The sequence below is a fragment of the Rhodococcus sp. KB6 genome, assembly GCF_001445685.1.
Taxonomy (GTDB): domain Bacteria; phylum Actinomycetota; class Actinomycetes; order Mycobacteriales; family Mycobacteriaceae; genus Rhodococcus_F; species Rhodococcus_F qingshengii.
The window spans coordinates 37,496-52,657 of sequence record NZ_LNAK01000057.1 but is presented as its reverse complement, the minus strand read 5'-3'; the positions used below and the strand labels follow the sequence as shown (position 1 = coordinate 52,657).

Annotated in this window: 15 protein-coding genes and 1 pseudogene; 11 read left to right on the top strand and 5 right to left on the bottom strand. The window is 63.3% G+C overall.

The window, feature by feature from the left end; translation table 11 throughout:
• Positions 1-117: 117 nt before the first annotated feature.
• A pseudogene (locus ASU23_RS11975) lies at positions 118-618 on the top strand (HNH endonuclease family protein); the annotation flags it as partial.
• A 1-nt stretch (position 619) separates the two neighbouring features.
• On the opposite strand, the gene ASU23_RS11970 reads toward ASU23_RS11975, so the two are convergent.
• Entirely contained in the window at positions 620-1,852 is a 1,233-nt protein-coding gene (locus tag ASU23_RS11970; protein ID WP_058037987.1) for an amidohydrolase family protein, read from the bottom strand.
• A gap of 158 nt (positions 1,853-2,010) precedes the next feature.
• Between ASU23_RS11970 and ASU23_RS11965 the strand changes: the two genes are divergently transcribed.
• Positions 2,011-2,646, top strand: coding sequence for a TetR/AcrR family transcriptional regulator C-terminal domain-containing protein (locus tag ASU23_RS11965; RefSeq protein ID WP_007726121.1), 636 nt, complete (start codon positions 2,011-2,013; stop codon positions 2,644-2,646).
• On the opposite strand, the gene ASU23_RS11960 is transcribed toward ASU23_RS11965, so the two are convergent.
• Positions 2,633-4,207, bottom strand: coding sequence for a molybdopterin-dependent oxidoreductase (locus tag ASU23_RS11960; protein ID WP_020908339.1), 1,575 nt, complete (start codon positions 4,205-4,207; stop codon positions 2,633-2,635). The two genes, ASU23_RS11965 and ASU23_RS11960, sit on opposite strands and share 14 nt — an antisense overlap.
• A 127-nt stretch (positions 4,208-4,334) precedes the next feature.
• Here ASU23_RS11960 and ASU23_RS11955 point away from each other — a divergent pair, with 127 nt between their 5' ends.
• Positions 4,335-5,153 (top strand): shikimate 5-dehydrogenase, encoded by an 819-nt coding sequence (locus ASU23_RS11955; protein ID WP_007726117.1) that lies wholly within the window; start codon positions 4,335-4,337, stop codon positions 5,151-5,153.
• A 13-nt stretch (positions 5,154-5,166) separates the two neighbouring features.
• A complete protein-coding gene (locus tag ASU23_RS11950) occupies positions 5,167-5,628 on the top strand; it encodes a DUF6328 family protein (protein WP_003941357.1) in 462 nt (153 codons plus the stop codon).
• A 1-nt stretch (position 5,629) separates the two neighbouring features.
• Here the strand turns inward: ASU23_RS11950 and ASU23_RS11945 are convergent, their stop codons facing one another.
• Positions 5,630-6,466: a sulfurtransferase gene (locus ASU23_RS11945; protein WP_058037986.1), complete on the bottom strand. Its 837-nt coding sequence runs from the start codon at positions 6,464-6,466 to the stop codon at positions 5,630-5,632.
• A gap of 22 nt (positions 6,467-6,488) precedes the next feature.
• Positions 6,489-7,112 (bottom strand): LysE family translocator, encoded by a 624-nt coding sequence (locus ASU23_RS11940; RefSeq protein ID WP_058037985.1) that lies wholly within the window; start codon positions 7,110-7,112, stop codon positions 6,489-6,491.
• Positions 7,113-7,214: 102 nt separating this feature from the next.
• Between ASU23_RS11940 and ASU23_RS11935 the strand changes: the two genes are divergently transcribed.
• The 3 genes from ASU23_RS11935 to ASU23_RS11925 are packed head-to-tail and all read left to right on the top strand — an operon-like array spanning position 7,215 to position 9,409.
• The gene (locus tag ASU23_RS11935) at positions 7,215-7,688 is read left to right on the top strand and encodes an Lrp/AsnC family transcriptional regulator (RefSeq protein ID WP_003941284.1); all 474 of its coding nucleotides are present in this window, start codon (positions 7,215-7,217) and stop codon (positions 7,686-7,688) included.
• Positions 7,689-7,724: 36 nt separating this feature from the next.
• Complete coding sequence (locus ASU23_RS11930; protein ID WP_058037984.1) at positions 7,725-8,963, top strand: benzoate/H(+) symporter BenE family transporter; 1,239 nt, start codon at positions 7,725-7,727, stop codon at positions 8,961-8,963.
• Positions 8,960-9,409 (top strand): thioesterase family protein, encoded by a 450-nt coding sequence (locus tag ASU23_RS11925; RefSeq protein ID WP_007726113.1) that lies wholly within the window; start codon positions 8,960-8,962, stop codon positions 9,407-9,409. The genes ASU23_RS11930 and ASU23_RS11925 overlap by 4 nt, the downstream gene beginning before the upstream one ends.
• Here the strand turns inward: ASU23_RS11925 and ASU23_RS11920 are convergent.
• Positions 9,406-10,434, bottom strand: a complete 1,029-nt coding sequence (locus ASU23_RS11920) for a phosphotransferase family protein (RefSeq protein ID WP_058037983.1) — start codon at positions 10,432-10,434, stop codon at positions 9,406-9,408. The genes ASU23_RS11925 and ASU23_RS11920 overlap by 4 nt on opposite strands.
• 221 nt (positions 10,435-10,655) lie before the next feature.
• Between ASU23_RS11920 and pdhA the strand changes: the two genes are divergently transcribed.
• The 4 genes from pdhA to ASU23_RS11900 are packed head-to-tail and all read left to right on the top strand — an operon-like array spanning position 10,656 to position 15,139.
• Positions 10,656-11,744, top strand: coding sequence for a pyruvate dehydrogenase (acetyl-transferring) E1 component subunit alpha (pdhA, locus tag ASU23_RS11915; RefSeq protein ID WP_058037982.1), 1,089 nt, complete (start codon positions 10,656-10,658; stop codon positions 11,742-11,744).
• Entirely contained in the window at positions 11,741-12,718 is a 978-nt protein-coding gene (locus ASU23_RS11910) for an alpha-ketoacid dehydrogenase subunit beta (RefSeq protein WP_058037981.1), read from the top strand. The genes pdhA and ASU23_RS11910 overlap by 4 nt, the downstream gene beginning before the upstream one ends.
• A complete protein-coding gene (locus tag ASU23_RS11905) occupies positions 12,715-13,923 on the top strand; it encodes a dihydrolipoamide acetyltransferase family protein (RefSeq protein ID WP_058037980.1) in 1,209 nt (402 codons plus the stop codon). Before ASU23_RS11910 ends, ASU23_RS11905 begins: the two co-directional genes overlap by 4 nt.
• A gap of 10 nt (positions 13,924-13,933) precedes the next feature.
• Positions 13,934-15,139 (top strand): MFS transporter, encoded by a 1,206-nt coding sequence (locus tag ASU23_RS11900; RefSeq protein WP_058037979.1) that lies wholly within the window; start codon positions 13,934-13,936, stop codon positions 15,137-15,139.
• The last annotated feature ends 23 nt before the right edge of the window (positions 15,140-15,162 follow it).

Genomic DNA, 15,162 nt, shown 5'->3' with positions numbered 1-15,162 from the left:
ACAGGTCGATGCCACGATGAAACGAGGATCGGCAACAACTGACCTCGGAATGCCTGGATTCGGATCGATCTCGGGAAGGACTTCCACATGATTACCAAGCTTGAATTCTTGTTCAGAGAAGCCTGCGTCTTCGGCCCCGCGTGGTCCGACGACCAGGACGCTCCAGGTGGCCACGACGGGTGCGATACCCGCAACAACGTCCTGGCCCAAGATCTCTCGGACGTGGTGTTCAAACCGGGAACACGTGACTGCGTCGTACTGTCGGGCGCGATGACCGACCCGTACTCCGGTGATCGCATCGAATTCGAACGCAGCCAGGCCAAGTCCGTCCAGATCGACCACGTCTTCCCACTCGCCGCGGCTTGGGACTTCGGCGCGAACTCCTGGACGCCCGCGCTTCGGATGAGGTTCGCGAACGACACGTCACTGAACCTGTTGGCCGTCAACGGCCCCGACAACCAGTCGAAAGGCGACAGCACGCCCAGTGAGTGGTTGCCGCCCAATCCTGCATACCGATGCTTTTACGCCGGCAAGTACTTGACCGTCGCGATTTCCTACGGCTTACCGGTCAGCCGGGCGGATCACTCGGCGTTGACAGAACTCGCCACTCGCTGTTGAGCTACCGGCCGTCCTTCACCACTCGACCGCTCTGAATGACGAGTGCGATGCGCTCACGATCGGCGAAGATGGACGGATCCGTCAACGGATTGCCGCGGAATGCAACGAGGTCGGCGAACTTGCCGACTTCGATGGTGCCGACCTCGTCGGCGATACCGAGAATGTCGGCGTTGATCCGGGTAGCGGAAACCAATGCGTCCATCGGGGTTTCGACCTTGGCGCGCAGGACTAGCTCCATTCCCCGGCCCGTTTGATCGGTACCGATGAGGTCCGATCCCAAGCCCACTCTGACCCCGGCATTTCGAGCGGCGAGGAGCCCGTCGATCTGCCCCTGCATCATCTTTCCGATGCGAGCCGAAATCGATTCGGGCAGACCCACCGACGCCGCACTGTCCGAGAGCGCCTGCACCACAGCCAACGTCGGCACCAACGCTACTTCGTGCTCGGCCATCAACTTGGCAGTCTCGTCGTCGATACCTGAGCCGTGCTCGACGCATTTTGCCCCGGCAGTGACAGCGTTACGGATTCCCTCGTTGTTGTGGGCATGCACCGTGACATAGGTACCGCGCGCATTGGCTTCCTCGACGGCAACTTCGATCTCGTCGACCGTGAACTGGGTATCGGTGAGCTTGTCATGAGTCGATACCACTCCCCCTGTGACACACAGTTTGAGGAAGTCCGCACCCCTGCGGAACGTCTCGCGAACGTTCTTTCGCATCTCGTGCGGACCGTCGGAAAGCAGAGACATACACCGTAATCCGGGGATGTCATGATCGGACCAGTCCGAAGTCGGCTCCCATTCGGCCGCCAGGTGTCCGTGTCCACCGGTCTGGCACTGGATCGGGCCGCACTGAATGATCCGCGGACCCGGAATCTTGCCCGAGGCGACAACTCCGGCGAGTCCACCGTCGATTCCGCCGCAGTCACGAACAGTGGTGAATCCCCCGTCGAGGGTCGATGCGCAGGTCGCGAACATGTCTGCAGCGAGCTCGGCTACCGAGATCTGACGCCGCAGGCTCGGTGCGAGATCGCTCGATCCACCGAGATGAACGTGTGCGTCGATGAGGCCGGGCGTGATTGTCAGCCCAGCGCAGTCCAGCACCTCCGCCCCCGTGGGTGGCGTGCCACCGAGTGCACTGATGCGCCCGTTTTCCACAGCAACAGCGCAGTTCTCGATCGGGTCGGCGCCCGTCCCGTCGATGATCGTTGCACCGGTCAGCCATACGACAGACATATTGAATGTTCCTCCGACGTGTACCGATCGCCGGAAGATTCCGCCGACATACCGAATAGGGTTCGGTTAGTATGATGCATATCGGCTCCCGAAATCAAGGAGTTGTCATCACTCGATGAAGTCCGAGATTGCTGACGAATCCCTCACCAGGAGAATCGATGCCGCGTCCCACCCAGCCGATACTGTCCACGCGAAACATCACCGACGCGGCTCTGGATGCTGTCGACGCGACCGGCGACTTCACCATGCCCGGGATCGCCAAGCAATTGAACGTGACTCCGTCTTCGCTCTACACACATATTTCGGGTCGATCCGAGATCGTCGAACTCATGCGCATCCGCGTGATGTCGTCGATCTCTGTCCCCCACCCACCGGCAGGGTGGAGCGAACGGATCAGCGCGTGGGGGTGGGCCTATCGCCGAGCTGCGGTCGAGCACTGGCGCCTCATCCCGCTACTCATGACCCGCAGCGTCCGCACCGAGGTAACTTTTGATATCGATACTGCACTGGTTCAGGCATTTTCGGACGGGGGTTTCGATTCGGCCGACACTCGTCACGCAATCTCCACGCTGGACAGTCTGGTTCTCGGATCAGTCGTGAAACTCTCGACGCCGGATGTCGCATGGACCCAATCCTCCAACCCGAGCGAGATCACGCGCGAGGCTACGACCCCACTGCGAACCGACGACACGTTCGACTTCGGCCTGCGAACCCTGATCGCCGGATGGATGGCTCAGCGCGTTGTTCGTCTGTATACCGAACCTCATTCGGATTCCGACGTCACTTCACGGTGAACGACCTGGTGTGCCATCCCGTGGCGCCACCGGGAATCGGCGGAGTGCGCTCTTCCACCTGAACGTTCCCGTCCAGATCCGTCGCTCTGACCTGCACCGTGTGCAAACCCGAGCCTGCATCCCACATCCACGACCATTGACGCCAGGTGTCGATCGAGTACTCCTGCGCCAGTGTCGCCGGTTGCCATTCACCGTTGTCGACGCGAACCTCGACCTTCTCGATCCCGCGATGCTGCGCCCAGGCCGTTCCCGCCACCAGCACCTGGCCCGGCTCGATGGGAGCCAGAGCTGCCGGCACCTCGATACGCGAGGACGTCTTGATCGGTGCCTGCGCACCCCAACCGCGCTGGGTCCAATAGGCCTCGACCTTGTCGAAACGCGTGAGTTCCCACTCCGTCACCCACTTGGTGGCGGAGACGAAACCGTACAGACCGGGAACGACCTGCCGAACGGGATAGCCGTGCTCGAACGGCAACGGCTCACCGTTCATCGCCACGGCGAGAATCGCGTCACGGCCGTCGGTGACTATCTCGACCGGGGTGCCGACTGTGAAGCCGTCGACGCTGGTCGAGAGGAGCATGTCGGCGTCGGGATGGACACCGACTTCGTCGAGCAGGTCCTTCATGGGATAACCGATCCACTTCGCGTTCCCGGCCAGAACGCCGCCCACCTCGTTCGAGACACACGTCAGCGTGATGACTCGCTCGATGGGCGTTCGCGCCACCAGATCGTCGAACGACAACGTCATCTCGCGGTCCACCATTCCGTGAATCCGCAGTTCCCACGAATCCGTCGTCAATTGCGGAACGAGGAGTGCAGTGTCGATTCGGTAGAAGTCGTCGTTGGGCGTGATGTACGTCGACGCACCCGCAATCGCGATGTCCGCACCCGCCGGAATCGGCGGCGCCGGGTCAGCGGCGGTGGGCACGACAAAATCTTCACGATTCGCTACTGCTCCGGCGATTCTCTGCCCCACGAACTTCCCGGCCGCACCCGCTGCCGCAGCCACTGCCAACGCCGCACCCGCAAGCAGGAGGAACTGACGACGAGGCAACCACGAGTCGGCGACGCCCGGCGAGAGCGGCACTTCGAGTTGTGTGATCAGCAACCGCAAGGTTGCGACGCCCGCCACCACACCGACCAGCGTCGGGAACACGTACATCGCATCGGCAGTCGGGCGCTGCATCGCCGCATACACACCAACCGCGCCCAGAAGAACGAGAATGACGCTGCCGATCGGGCGGCGTCGCCGTTCCAGGAGCCCGGCCACCGCACCGAGCAGAACGATCAAGATCGACATTCCGATGAACAGCGCCGGCTTGTCATTGGTACCGAAAGTGTCGATCGCGAACTCGCGAGCCCACGCCGGCGTTCGGTCGACGGTAGTCGCACCTACCGCGTAGAAGGGCGACGCGTCCGGGTTGATCGGCAGCGCCACCAGTTCACCGACGCCCAGGACGACAGCCGCGGCCAAGACCCCGGAGATCGCGTGAGCAGCCCATCTACGACGCGGTGGACGAGATTCGGTGCTCGGGTGCTCGTCGATGTTCTGTGTGACCATGTCGTCTCGGCTCTGTCGGTGCGAGTGGTGCTTCGATCGGATACCCGACATTCGGCGCTGCGGGCCATCCGGATGGGTGCACTCCTCCATCAAGAACTACTCCGAACTCGCGATTAGAGTGGGAACGATGACCGTCGACCTCAACAAGGACACGCTCCTGTGCATGTCGCTCTCCGGGCGACCGAGCAACATCGGCACCAGATTTCACAATTACCTCTACGAAGAATTGGGCCTGAACTTCGTCTACAAAGCCTTCACCACCGAAGACGTGCCAGCCGCGATCGGCGGCATCCGAGCACTCGGGATTCGAGGCTGCGGGGTGTCGATGCCGTTCAAGGAACAGGTCATCGAGCACATCGACGTCATGCATGATTCGGCCAGCGCCATCGACTCCGTCAACACGATCGTCAACGAGTCCGGAGTGCTGCACGCCTACAACACCGACTATCAGGCGGTGGCCGATCTACTGCGTGACAACAACGTCGACACGAGCCTGTCCGTCGCTGTCGCCGGCAGCGGTGGCATGGCAAAAGCAGTCGTCGCCGCGGTGCGCGACACCGGATTCACCGACGTCACCGTGATCGCCCGCAACCAGCAAGTGGGGTCATCGCTTGCGAAGCAGTACGGCTTCGACTGGCAGGCCGAACTCGGTGAGCTTCGTCCCGGTGTGCTGATCAACGCCACCCCGATCGGTATGTCCGGCGGCGCAGAAGCAGATGCACTGTCGTTCCCCGAGCACGCAGTGCGCGCAGCCGATGTCGTCTTCGACGTCGTCGCGATGCCTTCGAAGACGCCACTGATCGCGTTGGCGACCGAACTCGGCAAAACGGCGATCACAGGAGCGTCGGTCATTGCCCTTCAGGCCGCCGAGCAGTTCGTTCTCTACACCGGTGTGCGCCCGAGCGCGGAGCAGATCCAGCGAGCGTCGGAATACTCACGGGCGTAGGAACCACGTCGCCGTGAACGAGACCGGGGAGACTCCACCTCAACAACTCGCGCGGAACTTCAACGAGTTGTTGCAAGAGCTGCGCGTCGCGCTCTCTGGTGTGCAGATCCTGTTTGCCTTCCTGCTGGCCGTGGCATTCACCGAACGCTACGAGGAAGCGTCGGCGTACATCCGCGGCATCCACTTGGTGACGGTGATCCTTGTTGCCATCTCGTTCGGGTTCCTGATGGCACCCGCGGTCTGGCATCGCATGCTTTTCCGCCGTGGGCACCGCGAGAACATATTGCCCGTGGCCAACCGATTCGCCCTGTGCGGCATAGCCTTTCTGGCCGCCTCCATGACCGGCACGGTCCTGTTGATCGCCGAGGTCGCCGTCGGCGGAGTTGCCGCAAAGGTTTTGGCAGCGTGCGCCGCGATCATGTTCACGGCGCTGTGGTTTCTCGTGCCGTCATTCATCGATCGCACCAAGAGCTGACTCAGGCTCCGGTGTCGACGGCGCGAGTGCTGTCGTTGGACCACTGTGACGACGAGCCCGGGAACAGCGTCGCGTCGTAGCCGGCGATCGCGAGCGCCGCGATCTCGTGCGCTGCAGTCACTCCGGATCCGCAGTACACCGCCACCTTGTCTCCGACGCCCAGTCCGGCGAATCGCTCACGCAGGTGGGTCGTATCCAGGAATCGCCCGTCGCCGGTGATGTTCTCGGCGGCCGGCGCGTTCACCGCACCGGGGATGTGCCCTGCGACGGGATCCATCGGCTCGACCTCGCCGCGGTACCGCTCCCCGGCTCGGGCGTCGAGAAGGACACCGCCCTCGCTCGTCCAGTTGCCGACACCGTCGATGTCGACAGTCGGCATGTTGCCGCCGGTGAAAGTCACGTCGCCCGGGCTGACGGACTCGCCGATACCGGCCGCCAACGGCAGTCCTGCGGACTCCCAGGCCTGCAGCCCGCCGTCGAGCAGTCGGACATCCGAGAGTCCGGCCCACCGCAGCAGCCACCAACCACGGGCAGCGGCCGTGTTGCCGGTGGCGTCGTAAATCACCACCGAATCACCGTCGTCGATTCCCCAACGACGCGCCGCGGCCTGCAGGTCTTCGAGACTCGGCAGCGGATGCCTTCCCTTGCCCGGCGACGGCGGCGAGGCAAGTTCCTCGTCGAGGTTCACGAATACCGCACCGGGAATATGGCCGTCGCGAAAATGCTGCTCGCCGTTCGAATCACCCAGCGCCCATCGGACATCGAGCAATCGCGGCGCAGCGCCGGCCTCGATGAGAGCGGACAGTTCTTCGACGTCGATCAGCACGGGAAGTGTCATGAGCCCATCCTGACACGACCACTCATGCAACCCCGAAGAAGGCACCGAGGCCCACCAACAACACTCCCGTCACCACGTCGATTCGCTTGCCGACGCCAGGGCGACGCAGCTTCTTGCCGGCTCCGGCCGCCAACACCACCACGATCGCCCACCACAGTGCCGCGGCGACCACCGTCGCGCCCGCCAACATCAACGTGCGCAGCCCTGCGCCTTCACCCGGCTCGATGAATTGCGGGAGTAGCCCGAGAAAGAACAACAGCGCCTTCGGGTTCAGCAGGTTCGAGAGGAAGCCGTAGCGAAATGCCGTGGTGACCCCGATCGGTTCTTTCGCTGCCGGAATTCCCTCGTCCGAGGCTCGGGCTTTGAAAGCACTTCGAATCGCGGAGATGCCGAGCCAGGTCAGATATGCCGCCCCGGCGTATGTGAGCGCAGAGAGCAACTGTGGCCGTGTCGCCACAAGTGCGGAGAGACCAAGTGACGCGGCAGCGGTGTGAACGAAGAGCCCGGAAATCACACCGGCGGCCACCACCGCGCCGGTCCGACGATCTGCCAGAGAATGACGCAGGATCAGGACAAAATCCGGTCCCGGCGTGAACAGGACGATGGATAGCAGGGAGCCGAAAGCGAGCCATTGACCGACACTCATCCGAAATACCTCACACCCGAGCTGATTCGAGACACATGTTCATGCCAGGAGTGTGCAACTGGATCCGGGAAGTTCAAAACGACTCCGGATATAGTTCGGCAGATGACGAAGAATGAGCCTCTGGATCCGGTGGACTGGAAGATTTTGGCCGAATTGCAGAACGACGCGTCGATCACCAACAAGGTGTTGGCCGATCGAGTCGGCTTGGCGACGTCCTCGTGCCACGAGCGCGTACGACGCCTACGTGCCAACGGAACGATCAGCGGTATCCACGCGGTTGTCGATCCGGCAGCCGTTGGCCGGTCGATGCAGGCGATCATCGCCGTTCAACTGCGACCACACCGCCGCGACCTCGTCGACCGGTTCACCGCCGACGCCCTAGCACTGCCGGAAACGCTTGCGCTCTTCAACGTCTCGGGGCCTGAGGATTTCTTCCTCCACGTCGCGGTCCGTGACAGTGCTCATCTACAGCGAGTATTGATCGACCACCTCGCCGCACATCCCGAGGTCTGGCACGCCCAAACGCACCTCATCTACGGCAAAGCGGTCACCTCACCCATCCGACCGGACAGGTAAATCGGGTCTGGGGCGGGTCGGGCAGAATCACTGACCATGTCGGACTCCACAGATACCACCGAACCGGAAGCCGTTCGCAGCAACTCGCAACCGATGAGCGCAGGCATCGTCACGGCCCTCGTCGGCTTCACCAGTTCGTTCGCGGTGGTGCTCACCGGCCTCGCGGCTGTCGGTGCGGACGCAACCGAGGCGGCGTCCGGACTGCTGGTTCTGTGTGTGACCCAAGCGTTGGGAATGCTCTGGCTCTCACGCCGGTATCGGATGCCGATCACCCTGGCCTGGTCGACGCCCGGTGCCGCTCTGCTCGCCGGCGCCGGAGCGGTCGAGGGTGGGTGGCCGGCCGCGGTCGGAGCATTCATCGTCGTCGGAATCGCGATCGTGCTGACCGGACTGTGGCCGACGCTCGGAAGGATCATCTCGGCAATCCCGACGCCCCTCGCGCAAGCGATGCTCGCCGGGGTTCTGATGCCGTTGTGCCTGGCGCCGATCATCGCCGTCCGGGACGCACCGGCAGCGGTCGCGCCCGTCATCCTGGTTTGGCTTGCCGCGCAGCGCTTCTCCAAGCGATGGGCGGTTCCGCTCGCGTTTCTCACAGCAGCGGTCGTGATCGGGATCAGCCTCGTCACGTCGGATCGAGTGCTCGACGCCGGCGCCATGATTCCCCGCATCGATCTCACCGCGCCGTCGTGGACCTGGCAGGCAATGATCGGCATTGCGATTCCCCTCTACATCGTCACGATGGCTTCGCAGAACATTCCCGGTGTGGCCGTGATGAATTCGTTCGGATACACCGTTCCCTGGCGGCCGTCGATGATCGTGACGGGTATCGGCACCATCGTCGGCGCACCGGCCGGTGGCCATGCGATCAACCTCGCGGCGATCAGCGCAGCCCTGGCCGCCGCCCCCACCGCACATCCGGATCCCAAACGTCGATGGATCGCTGCCTTCACCGCAGGCTGGGCGTATCTCGTTCTCGCTGCCGGCGCGGCCGCGGTGGCCGCTCTGGTAGCCGCCGCACCGGCCGGAGTCATGGAAACTGTTGCCGGACTGGCGCTCCTGGCAACGCTTGCCGGCGCCCTCACGTCGGCGCTGAGCGAGGCGAGTGAACGTGAAGGCGCCGTGGTCACGTTTCTGATCGCCGCATCCGGGGTCAGTATCCTGGGAATCGGATCGGCATTCTGGGCGCTGTTAGTGGGGCTGATCGTGCGTGCAGTCCTACAGGGCACCACCCTGCCCCCACTCTCGCGAAAGTCCTCACTACAGTCGAAGCCGTGAGCACAGCGCAGACGCCCCCGTCGATCAGCGAGTTTCCCGTTCTCTGGCCCGTCCCGACGCGGTGGGACGACAACGATCACTACGGCCACGTCAACAACGTGACCTACTACTCGTACTTCGACACCGCGGTCAACGCCTGGCTGATGTCTTCCACAGGAACCGACATCCGCACCCTGCCTGCCATCGGCGTCGTCGCCGAGACGTCGTGCCGGTACCTGAGCGAGCTGTCGTTCCCCGAGCAGTTGCAGGTGGGTATCTCCGTCGAGAAGCTCGGCACCAAGAGCATCGTCTACGCGCTGGCGATATTCCACGAGGTCGAAAGCGGCCATTGGGAACCTGCCGCGACCGGGCGCTTCGTGCACGTCTACGTCGACGCCGACACCCGTAAGCCGGTGGAGATCCCGGCGGCCATCAGATCGGCAGCCGGGACCTTGACCGAAAACTAGCTCAGGCCGAGCTGATCTGCCGTCAAGACGGCGCGTGCAACGATTCCGTCGATCAGCGCGACCGTCGGGCCGCCGTGCTCGGCCTTGTTGCGCGGATCGTCGAGAATGCATCGCAGCACGCCCTCTGCGATGATCGAGAGCTTCCACAGAGCGAGTACGTGCCAGTATCCGACCGCTGACACGTCGCGGCCAGTCGCCTCGACGTAGGCAGCGACCAGCTCGTCACGGTTCGGGAAGCCTTCCAGCGTGGACGCCATGAACGGACCGGCAACCTTGTCACCGGCTTCCGGCCAGTACGCGAGTAGCGCACCGAGATCCGCGAGCGGCTCCCCCAACGTGCACAGCTCCCAGTCGACGACGGCAACGATGCGCCCCTCGGCCGGATCGGTGATGACGTTGTTGAGGTGGAAGTCGCCGTGAACCAACGTCACTTCGTTCTGTTCCGGAATGTTTCGGTGCAGAATCTCGGCCAATCGGTCGACATCCGGAACATCGCGGGTCTTCGACTTCTCCCACTGCGCCGACCACCGCTTGAGCTGACGCTCGGCAAAGGGCTTGCGGCTGGCCAGGTCGTCCAGCCCGGTCTCTTCCAGGTCAACTCCGTGGATGCTGGCGAGGGTTTTGGGCATCGCCAAGCCGACCGCGCGACGCTCGTCCTCGGTCAACTTCTGAGCCACCGGAACGCCGTCGATCACAACGCCGTCGATGTAGCTCATGAGGACCAGCGGAGCGTCCGTGATCTCCGGATCTTCCGTGATGCCGAGGATCTTCGGAACCGGCACTTTGGTTCCCTGGAGCGACGACAGGATGCGGTGCTCGCGGACGACGTCGTGCGCGGACGCCAACAACGTGCCGAGTGGAGGTCTGCGCAGTACCCACCGTCCTCCGCCCGCATCCGTCACGGAGTAGGTCAGGTTCGATTGCCCGTTACCGATCCTCTCGAAAGTCAGTGGTGTCGTGGCGCCGACCCCCAGTTCGGCGATCCACGCGGAAACAGCTTCTTCGTTCAAACCGACTGCAGTCACCGCACCGATGCTAGCGGTTGAAGTCCGATCGGTTGGCCGTACCGACACGTTTGTTACTCGCCAGTTCGCAGTTCAGGTCTTGATACGGCAGTGAAAATACTTGCGGATTTCCCAATCAGGGGGATCCTGATGGTAGAGCGACAACTGCATACGACACATCGGGATTGTGCGGCGTACTCACGAGGCGCGCCGGGCATGAGCAGAAACCGAGGTGAGCGAAGATGATCGACAACCTCGATTATCCGGTCCAACTCATCCAACCGAACGGCGCACGAGTGTGCCGTCCCGAATTCGACCGCCTGATAACAGACATCGGGCCTGACGAACTGCTGTCGTTGTATCGCGATCTCGTCGTGAGTCGCCGAATCGACACCGAAGCTGTTGCCCTGCAGCGTCAAGGCGAAATCGGTTTGTGGGCTCCGATGCTAGGCCAAGAAGCCGCCCAGGTCGGTTCCGCGAGAGCGCTCGCCCCAGACGACTTCGCGTTCACCAGCTACCGCGAACATGCCGTCGCGTACTGCCGGGGTGTTCCCCCCGAATTGCTGACCACCATGTGGCGAGGAATCTCCCATTCCGGTTGGGATCCAGAACAATTCAACGTCACCAATCCGGCGATCGTCGTCGGCTCCCAAGGGCTGCACGCCACCGGATACGCACTCGGCGCACACCTGGACGGCGCCGAGATCGCAACGATCGCGTACTTCGGCGACGGCGCCACAAGTCAGGGCGACATCGCCGAGGCGATGGGATTTGCCGCCAGTTTCCGTGTCGGCGTTGTCTTCTTCTGCCAGAACAACCAGTGGGCAATCAGTGAACCGGTATCCCTCCAGTCACGCACGCCCATCTCACATCGGGCAATCGGTTACGGCATCCCCGCGATCCGCGTCGACGGTAACGACGTCCTTGCCGTGCTCGCCGTGACGCGCTCGGCGCTCAATCGCGCACGCGAAGGCAGCGGCCCGACGTTCATCGAGGCGATCACCTGCAGAATGGGCCCGCACACGACCTCCGACGATCCGAGCAGGTACCGCACCGATACGGATATGTCGGAGTGGAGAAGCCGCGATCCGCTCGAGCGAATGCGTCTGCTCCTCGGCCGTCGCGATCTTCTCGGAGAAAACGAACTCAGCACCATCGCGGCAGCCGCCGACGACGTCGCCGCTGGACTGCGACGCGCAACCATCGCGCTCGCCGATCCGCCCCCGTCAGCGCTCTTCGATCACGTCTACGCCGAGGCACACTCACTGATCGACGCTGAACGCGAAGAGCATCGCGCGTATCTCCGTAGCCTGGAAGGGGCTTCGTCATGACCGTCATGAATCTGGTGACCGCGCTCAACACCGGCCTTCGACGCGCACTCGAAGACGATCGTCGCGTTGTCATCATGGGCGAGGACGTCGGCCGTCTCGGCGGCGTATTCCGGGTTACCGACGCCCTGCAGAAGGACTTCGGCGACACCCGGGTGATCGACATGCCCCTCGCCGAATCAGGGATCGTGGGAACAGCTTTCGGTCTTGCCTTGCGCGGATATCGTCCGGTCTGCGAAATTCAATTCGACGGGTTTGTCTACCCGGCTTTCGATCAGATCGTCTCGCAGGTGGCCAAGATCCAGTACCGCACCCGAGGCGCTGCCTCTGCGCCACTGACGATTCGGATTCCCAGTGGCGGCGGAATCGGTGCGGTGGAACATCATTCGGAGTCGCCGGAAGCGTACTTCGCTCACACCGCGGGACTGCGGGTGGTGTACCCGAGCAATCCGATCGACGGTTTTCACATGATCCGCCAATCCATTGCGGCCGACGACCCGGTGATATTCCTCGAACCCAAACGGCGCTACTGGGATACCGCCGACGTGGATACCGATGCTGCGCCCGAGCTTCCGCTCCACCGTGCTCGCGTCGCCCGCTCGGGGAACGACGCGACAGTGGTTGCTTACGGATCCATGGTCACCACCGCACTCGACGCCGCGCGGATCGCCGAAGAAGAGGGGCATGATCTGGAAGTGGTGGATCTGCGTTCACTCTCCCCCGTCGACTTCGACACGATCGAGGCGTCGGTGAACAAGACAGGCCGGCTTGTCGTCGTCCACGAGGCTCCGAAGTTTCTCGGCGTCGGCGCCGAAATCGCAGCACACGTCGCGGAACACTGCTTCTATCAGCTGGAGTCACCGATCCTGCGGGTCACCGGATTCGACATCCCCTACCCGCCCGCCAAGCTCGAGCGATTTCACCTTCCGGACGCCGACCGGATCCTCGCAGCACTCGACCGGACGCTGGCAGCATGAGTACAGGGCACGAATTCCGGTTGCCGGATCTCGGCGAGGGCCTGACGTCCGCCGATCTGGTCGAGTGGACGGTCAGCGTCGGCGACACGGTGGCACTCAATCAAGTTCTCGCCCAGGTAGAGACAGCCAAAGCTCTTGTCGAACTGCCGTCGCCCTACGTCGGCGTTGTCAGGTCACTCCTCGTCGAACCTGGCTCTACCGTCCCGGTCGGCACTCCGATCATCCGCATCGAGGAGTCTTCAGATTCACCGTCTCCAAGTGATTCGCAGTCTCCGAGTGTGCTGGTCGGGTACGGACCCGCGGCCGAGAGACCGAGCCGACGACGGAGCAGGATCACGCCGGACTCGCAATCCGCGGCGAGTACCGAGCGACGGCCCGCAACCCCCGCGGCGCGGCGCGCGGCCCGCGAAGCCGGCATCGATCTGAGCGAAATCACCGGCAGCGGATTCGACGGTGCCGTCACCGCGGCTGACGTCGCAGACGCGCTTACCGTGCAGGCGCCTTCGGATAACGCGACACGCCTGGCCCCGTCCGGCATACGAAAACAGATGGCGTCGGCGATGGTTGCCAGCACCCGCGCTCCGCAGGCCAGCGTCTTCCTCACCGCTGATGTCACGCCTTCGATGGAACTGCTCGGCAGGCTCCGTTCCTCGGAGGCGTTCACCGGACTGTCCCTCACTCCGCTGACTCTCGCTGCCAAGGCAATGGTGGCCGCCATCGCCTCGCACCCGATGGTGAACGCGCATTGGGACGAGGCCCGCGGCGACGCCGTCATCGACGATCACGTGAATCTCGGCATCGCCGTCGCCTCCGAACGTGGACTGTCCGTGCCCAACATCAAGAGCGCCCAGACCCTGAGCCTGGTCCAACTCGCACGCGCGGTGACCGAACTGACCGTCGCTGCCCGTGAGGGAAAGACGGACGTCCATCACCTGACCGGTGGCACCGTCACGATCACCAATGTCGGAGTCTTCGGCGTCGACGGCGGCATTCCGCTTCTCAATCCAGGAGAAGCCGTCATCCTCTGCCTGGGCTCGGTGAGCGAGCGTCCGTGGGTGATCGAGCGCAAGATCGAAGTGCGGAGCGTCGTGACACTGACGTTGACGTTCGACCACCGCGTGCTGACCGGTGAGCAGGCCGCGAGATTCCTCTCATTTGTCGCAGAGATGCTCGCGAACCCGGACCTGTTGCTGACTCACCTGTAGAAAGGAACGAGTGAGCGTCAACCCCACCGACCGCGCAGTCCCCACCTCCGCCCTGGTGCGCGCCCGCGCCGGCATCTTCGGCATTTTCGGCATCAACGGATTTCTCCTCGCGATGTGGGTCGTCCACATCCCGTCCATCGAACACCGAGTGGGGATCAGTCACTCGACGCTCGGCTCACTGCTTCTCCTTCTTGCTGTCGGAGCCATTGCCGGTATGCAATTGAGCGGTCCGCTCGCCGATCGATACGGCAGCAGGCGCATGGTCATCCTGGCGGGTAGCGGGCTGGCATTCGCCACTCTCGGCCCGGGATTTGCCACGAACACCTGGCAACTGGGCGCTGCACTTGTTGTATTCGGCTTCGCGAACGGCGCGTTGGACGTGTCGATGAACTCGCAGGCCGTCGAGGCCGAACAGTTGTACCGGCGCCCGATCATGGCGGCCTTTCACGGCATGTTCTCGGTCGGTGGCGTATTGGGCTCTGTCATCGGATTCGGCACTCTCGCACTGGATCTTCCGCCGTACGTCACGCTCAGCATCGCGTCGGCAATCGGCTTGCTGGCAGTCTGGTTGTGCTCGCGACCCCTTCTCCCTCACGTCGACGTGCATGCCGAAACCGGGTCGACTACCGGAAAGACACACGGCAGATTCTCGGCTCGCGTACTTGCCCTCGGAACCCTCGCCTTTGTTCTGATGCTGGCCGAGGGAGTGGCAAACGACTGGAGCGCGCTGCAGGTCAAGGAAGATCTCGGTGTTTCGAATGCCGTTGCCGCACTGTCGTTCGGCGCATTCTCCGCCATGATGACCGTCGGCCGGTTCACCGCGGATCGGATCAGCGCGGCGGTAGGCCCGGTGGCCGTGGTTCGCTACGGCGCGTTGCTGTCGTCCGTCGGAATGCTGACCGTCGTGGTATCCGGCTGGCTACCACTGACGTTGCTCGGTTGGGCACTGTTCGGCGCAGGCCTGTCGGGATGTATTCCGCAGATCTTCACCACGGCCGGAAATCTGGGCTCAGGTTCGGCCGGTACCAACATGTCTCGCGTCGTCGGCATGGGATACATCGGATTCCTCGCCGGGCCGGCAACCATCGGCTGGGTCACCAAGCTTGTGCCTCTCACCACAGCAATGTTGATCCCGTTTGCATGCGTCCTGGTCGCAGCGGGTTGTGCGGGTGTCGTTCGGCGCGATTCTCCGACCGCCTACAGACCTCACAGCTGATCCTCACGATCGGCACAGACTCA

What these genes read in the sequence shown, in the direction of transcription:
- ASU23_RS11970 (WP_058037987.1), bottom strand. Translation starts at nt 1,852, where the DNA reads ATGTCTGTCGTATGGCTGACCGGTGCAACGATCATCGACGGGACGGGC.
- ASU23_RS11965 (WP_007726121.1), top strand. Translation starts at nt 2,011, where the DNA reads ATGCCGCGTCCCACCCAGCCGATACTGTCCACGCGAAACATCACCGAC.
- ASU23_RS11945 (WP_058037986.1), bottom strand. Translation starts at nt 6,466, where the DNA reads ATGACACTTCCCGTGCTGATCGACGTCGAAGAACTGTCCGCTCTCATC.
- ASU23_RS11930 (WP_058037984.1), top strand. Translation starts at nt 7,725, where the DNA reads ATGTCGGACTCCACAGATACCACCGAACCGGAAGCCGTTCGCAGCAAC.
- pdhA (WP_058037982.1), top strand. Translation starts at nt 10,656, where the DNA reads ATGATCGACAACCTCGATTATCCGGTCCAACTCATCCAACCGAACGGC.
- ASU23_RS11960 (WP_020908339.1), bottom strand. Translation starts at nt 4,207, where the DNA reads ATGGTCACACAGAACATCGACGAGCACCCGAGCACCGAATCTCGTCCA.
- ASU23_RS11940 (WP_058037985.1), bottom strand. Translation starts at nt 7,112, where the DNA reads ATGAGTGTCGGTCAATGGCTCGCTTTCGGCTCCCTGCTATCCATCGTC.
- ASU23_RS11905 (WP_058037980.1), top strand. Translation starts at nt 12,715, where the DNA reads ATGAGTACAGGGCACGAATTCCGGTTGCCGGATCTCGGCGAGGGCCTG.
- ASU23_RS11935 (WP_003941284.1), top strand. Translation starts at nt 7,215, where the DNA reads ATGACGAAGAATGAGCCTCTGGATCCGGTGGACTGGAAGATTTTGGCC.
- ASU23_RS11955 (WP_007726117.1), top strand. Translation starts at nt 4,335, where the DNA reads ATGACCGTCGACCTCAACAAGGACACGCTCCTGTGCATGTCGCTCTCC.
- ASU23_RS11910 (WP_058037981.1), top strand. Translation starts at nt 11,741, where the DNA reads ATGACCGTCATGAATCTGGTGACCGCGCTCAACACCGGCCTTCGACGC.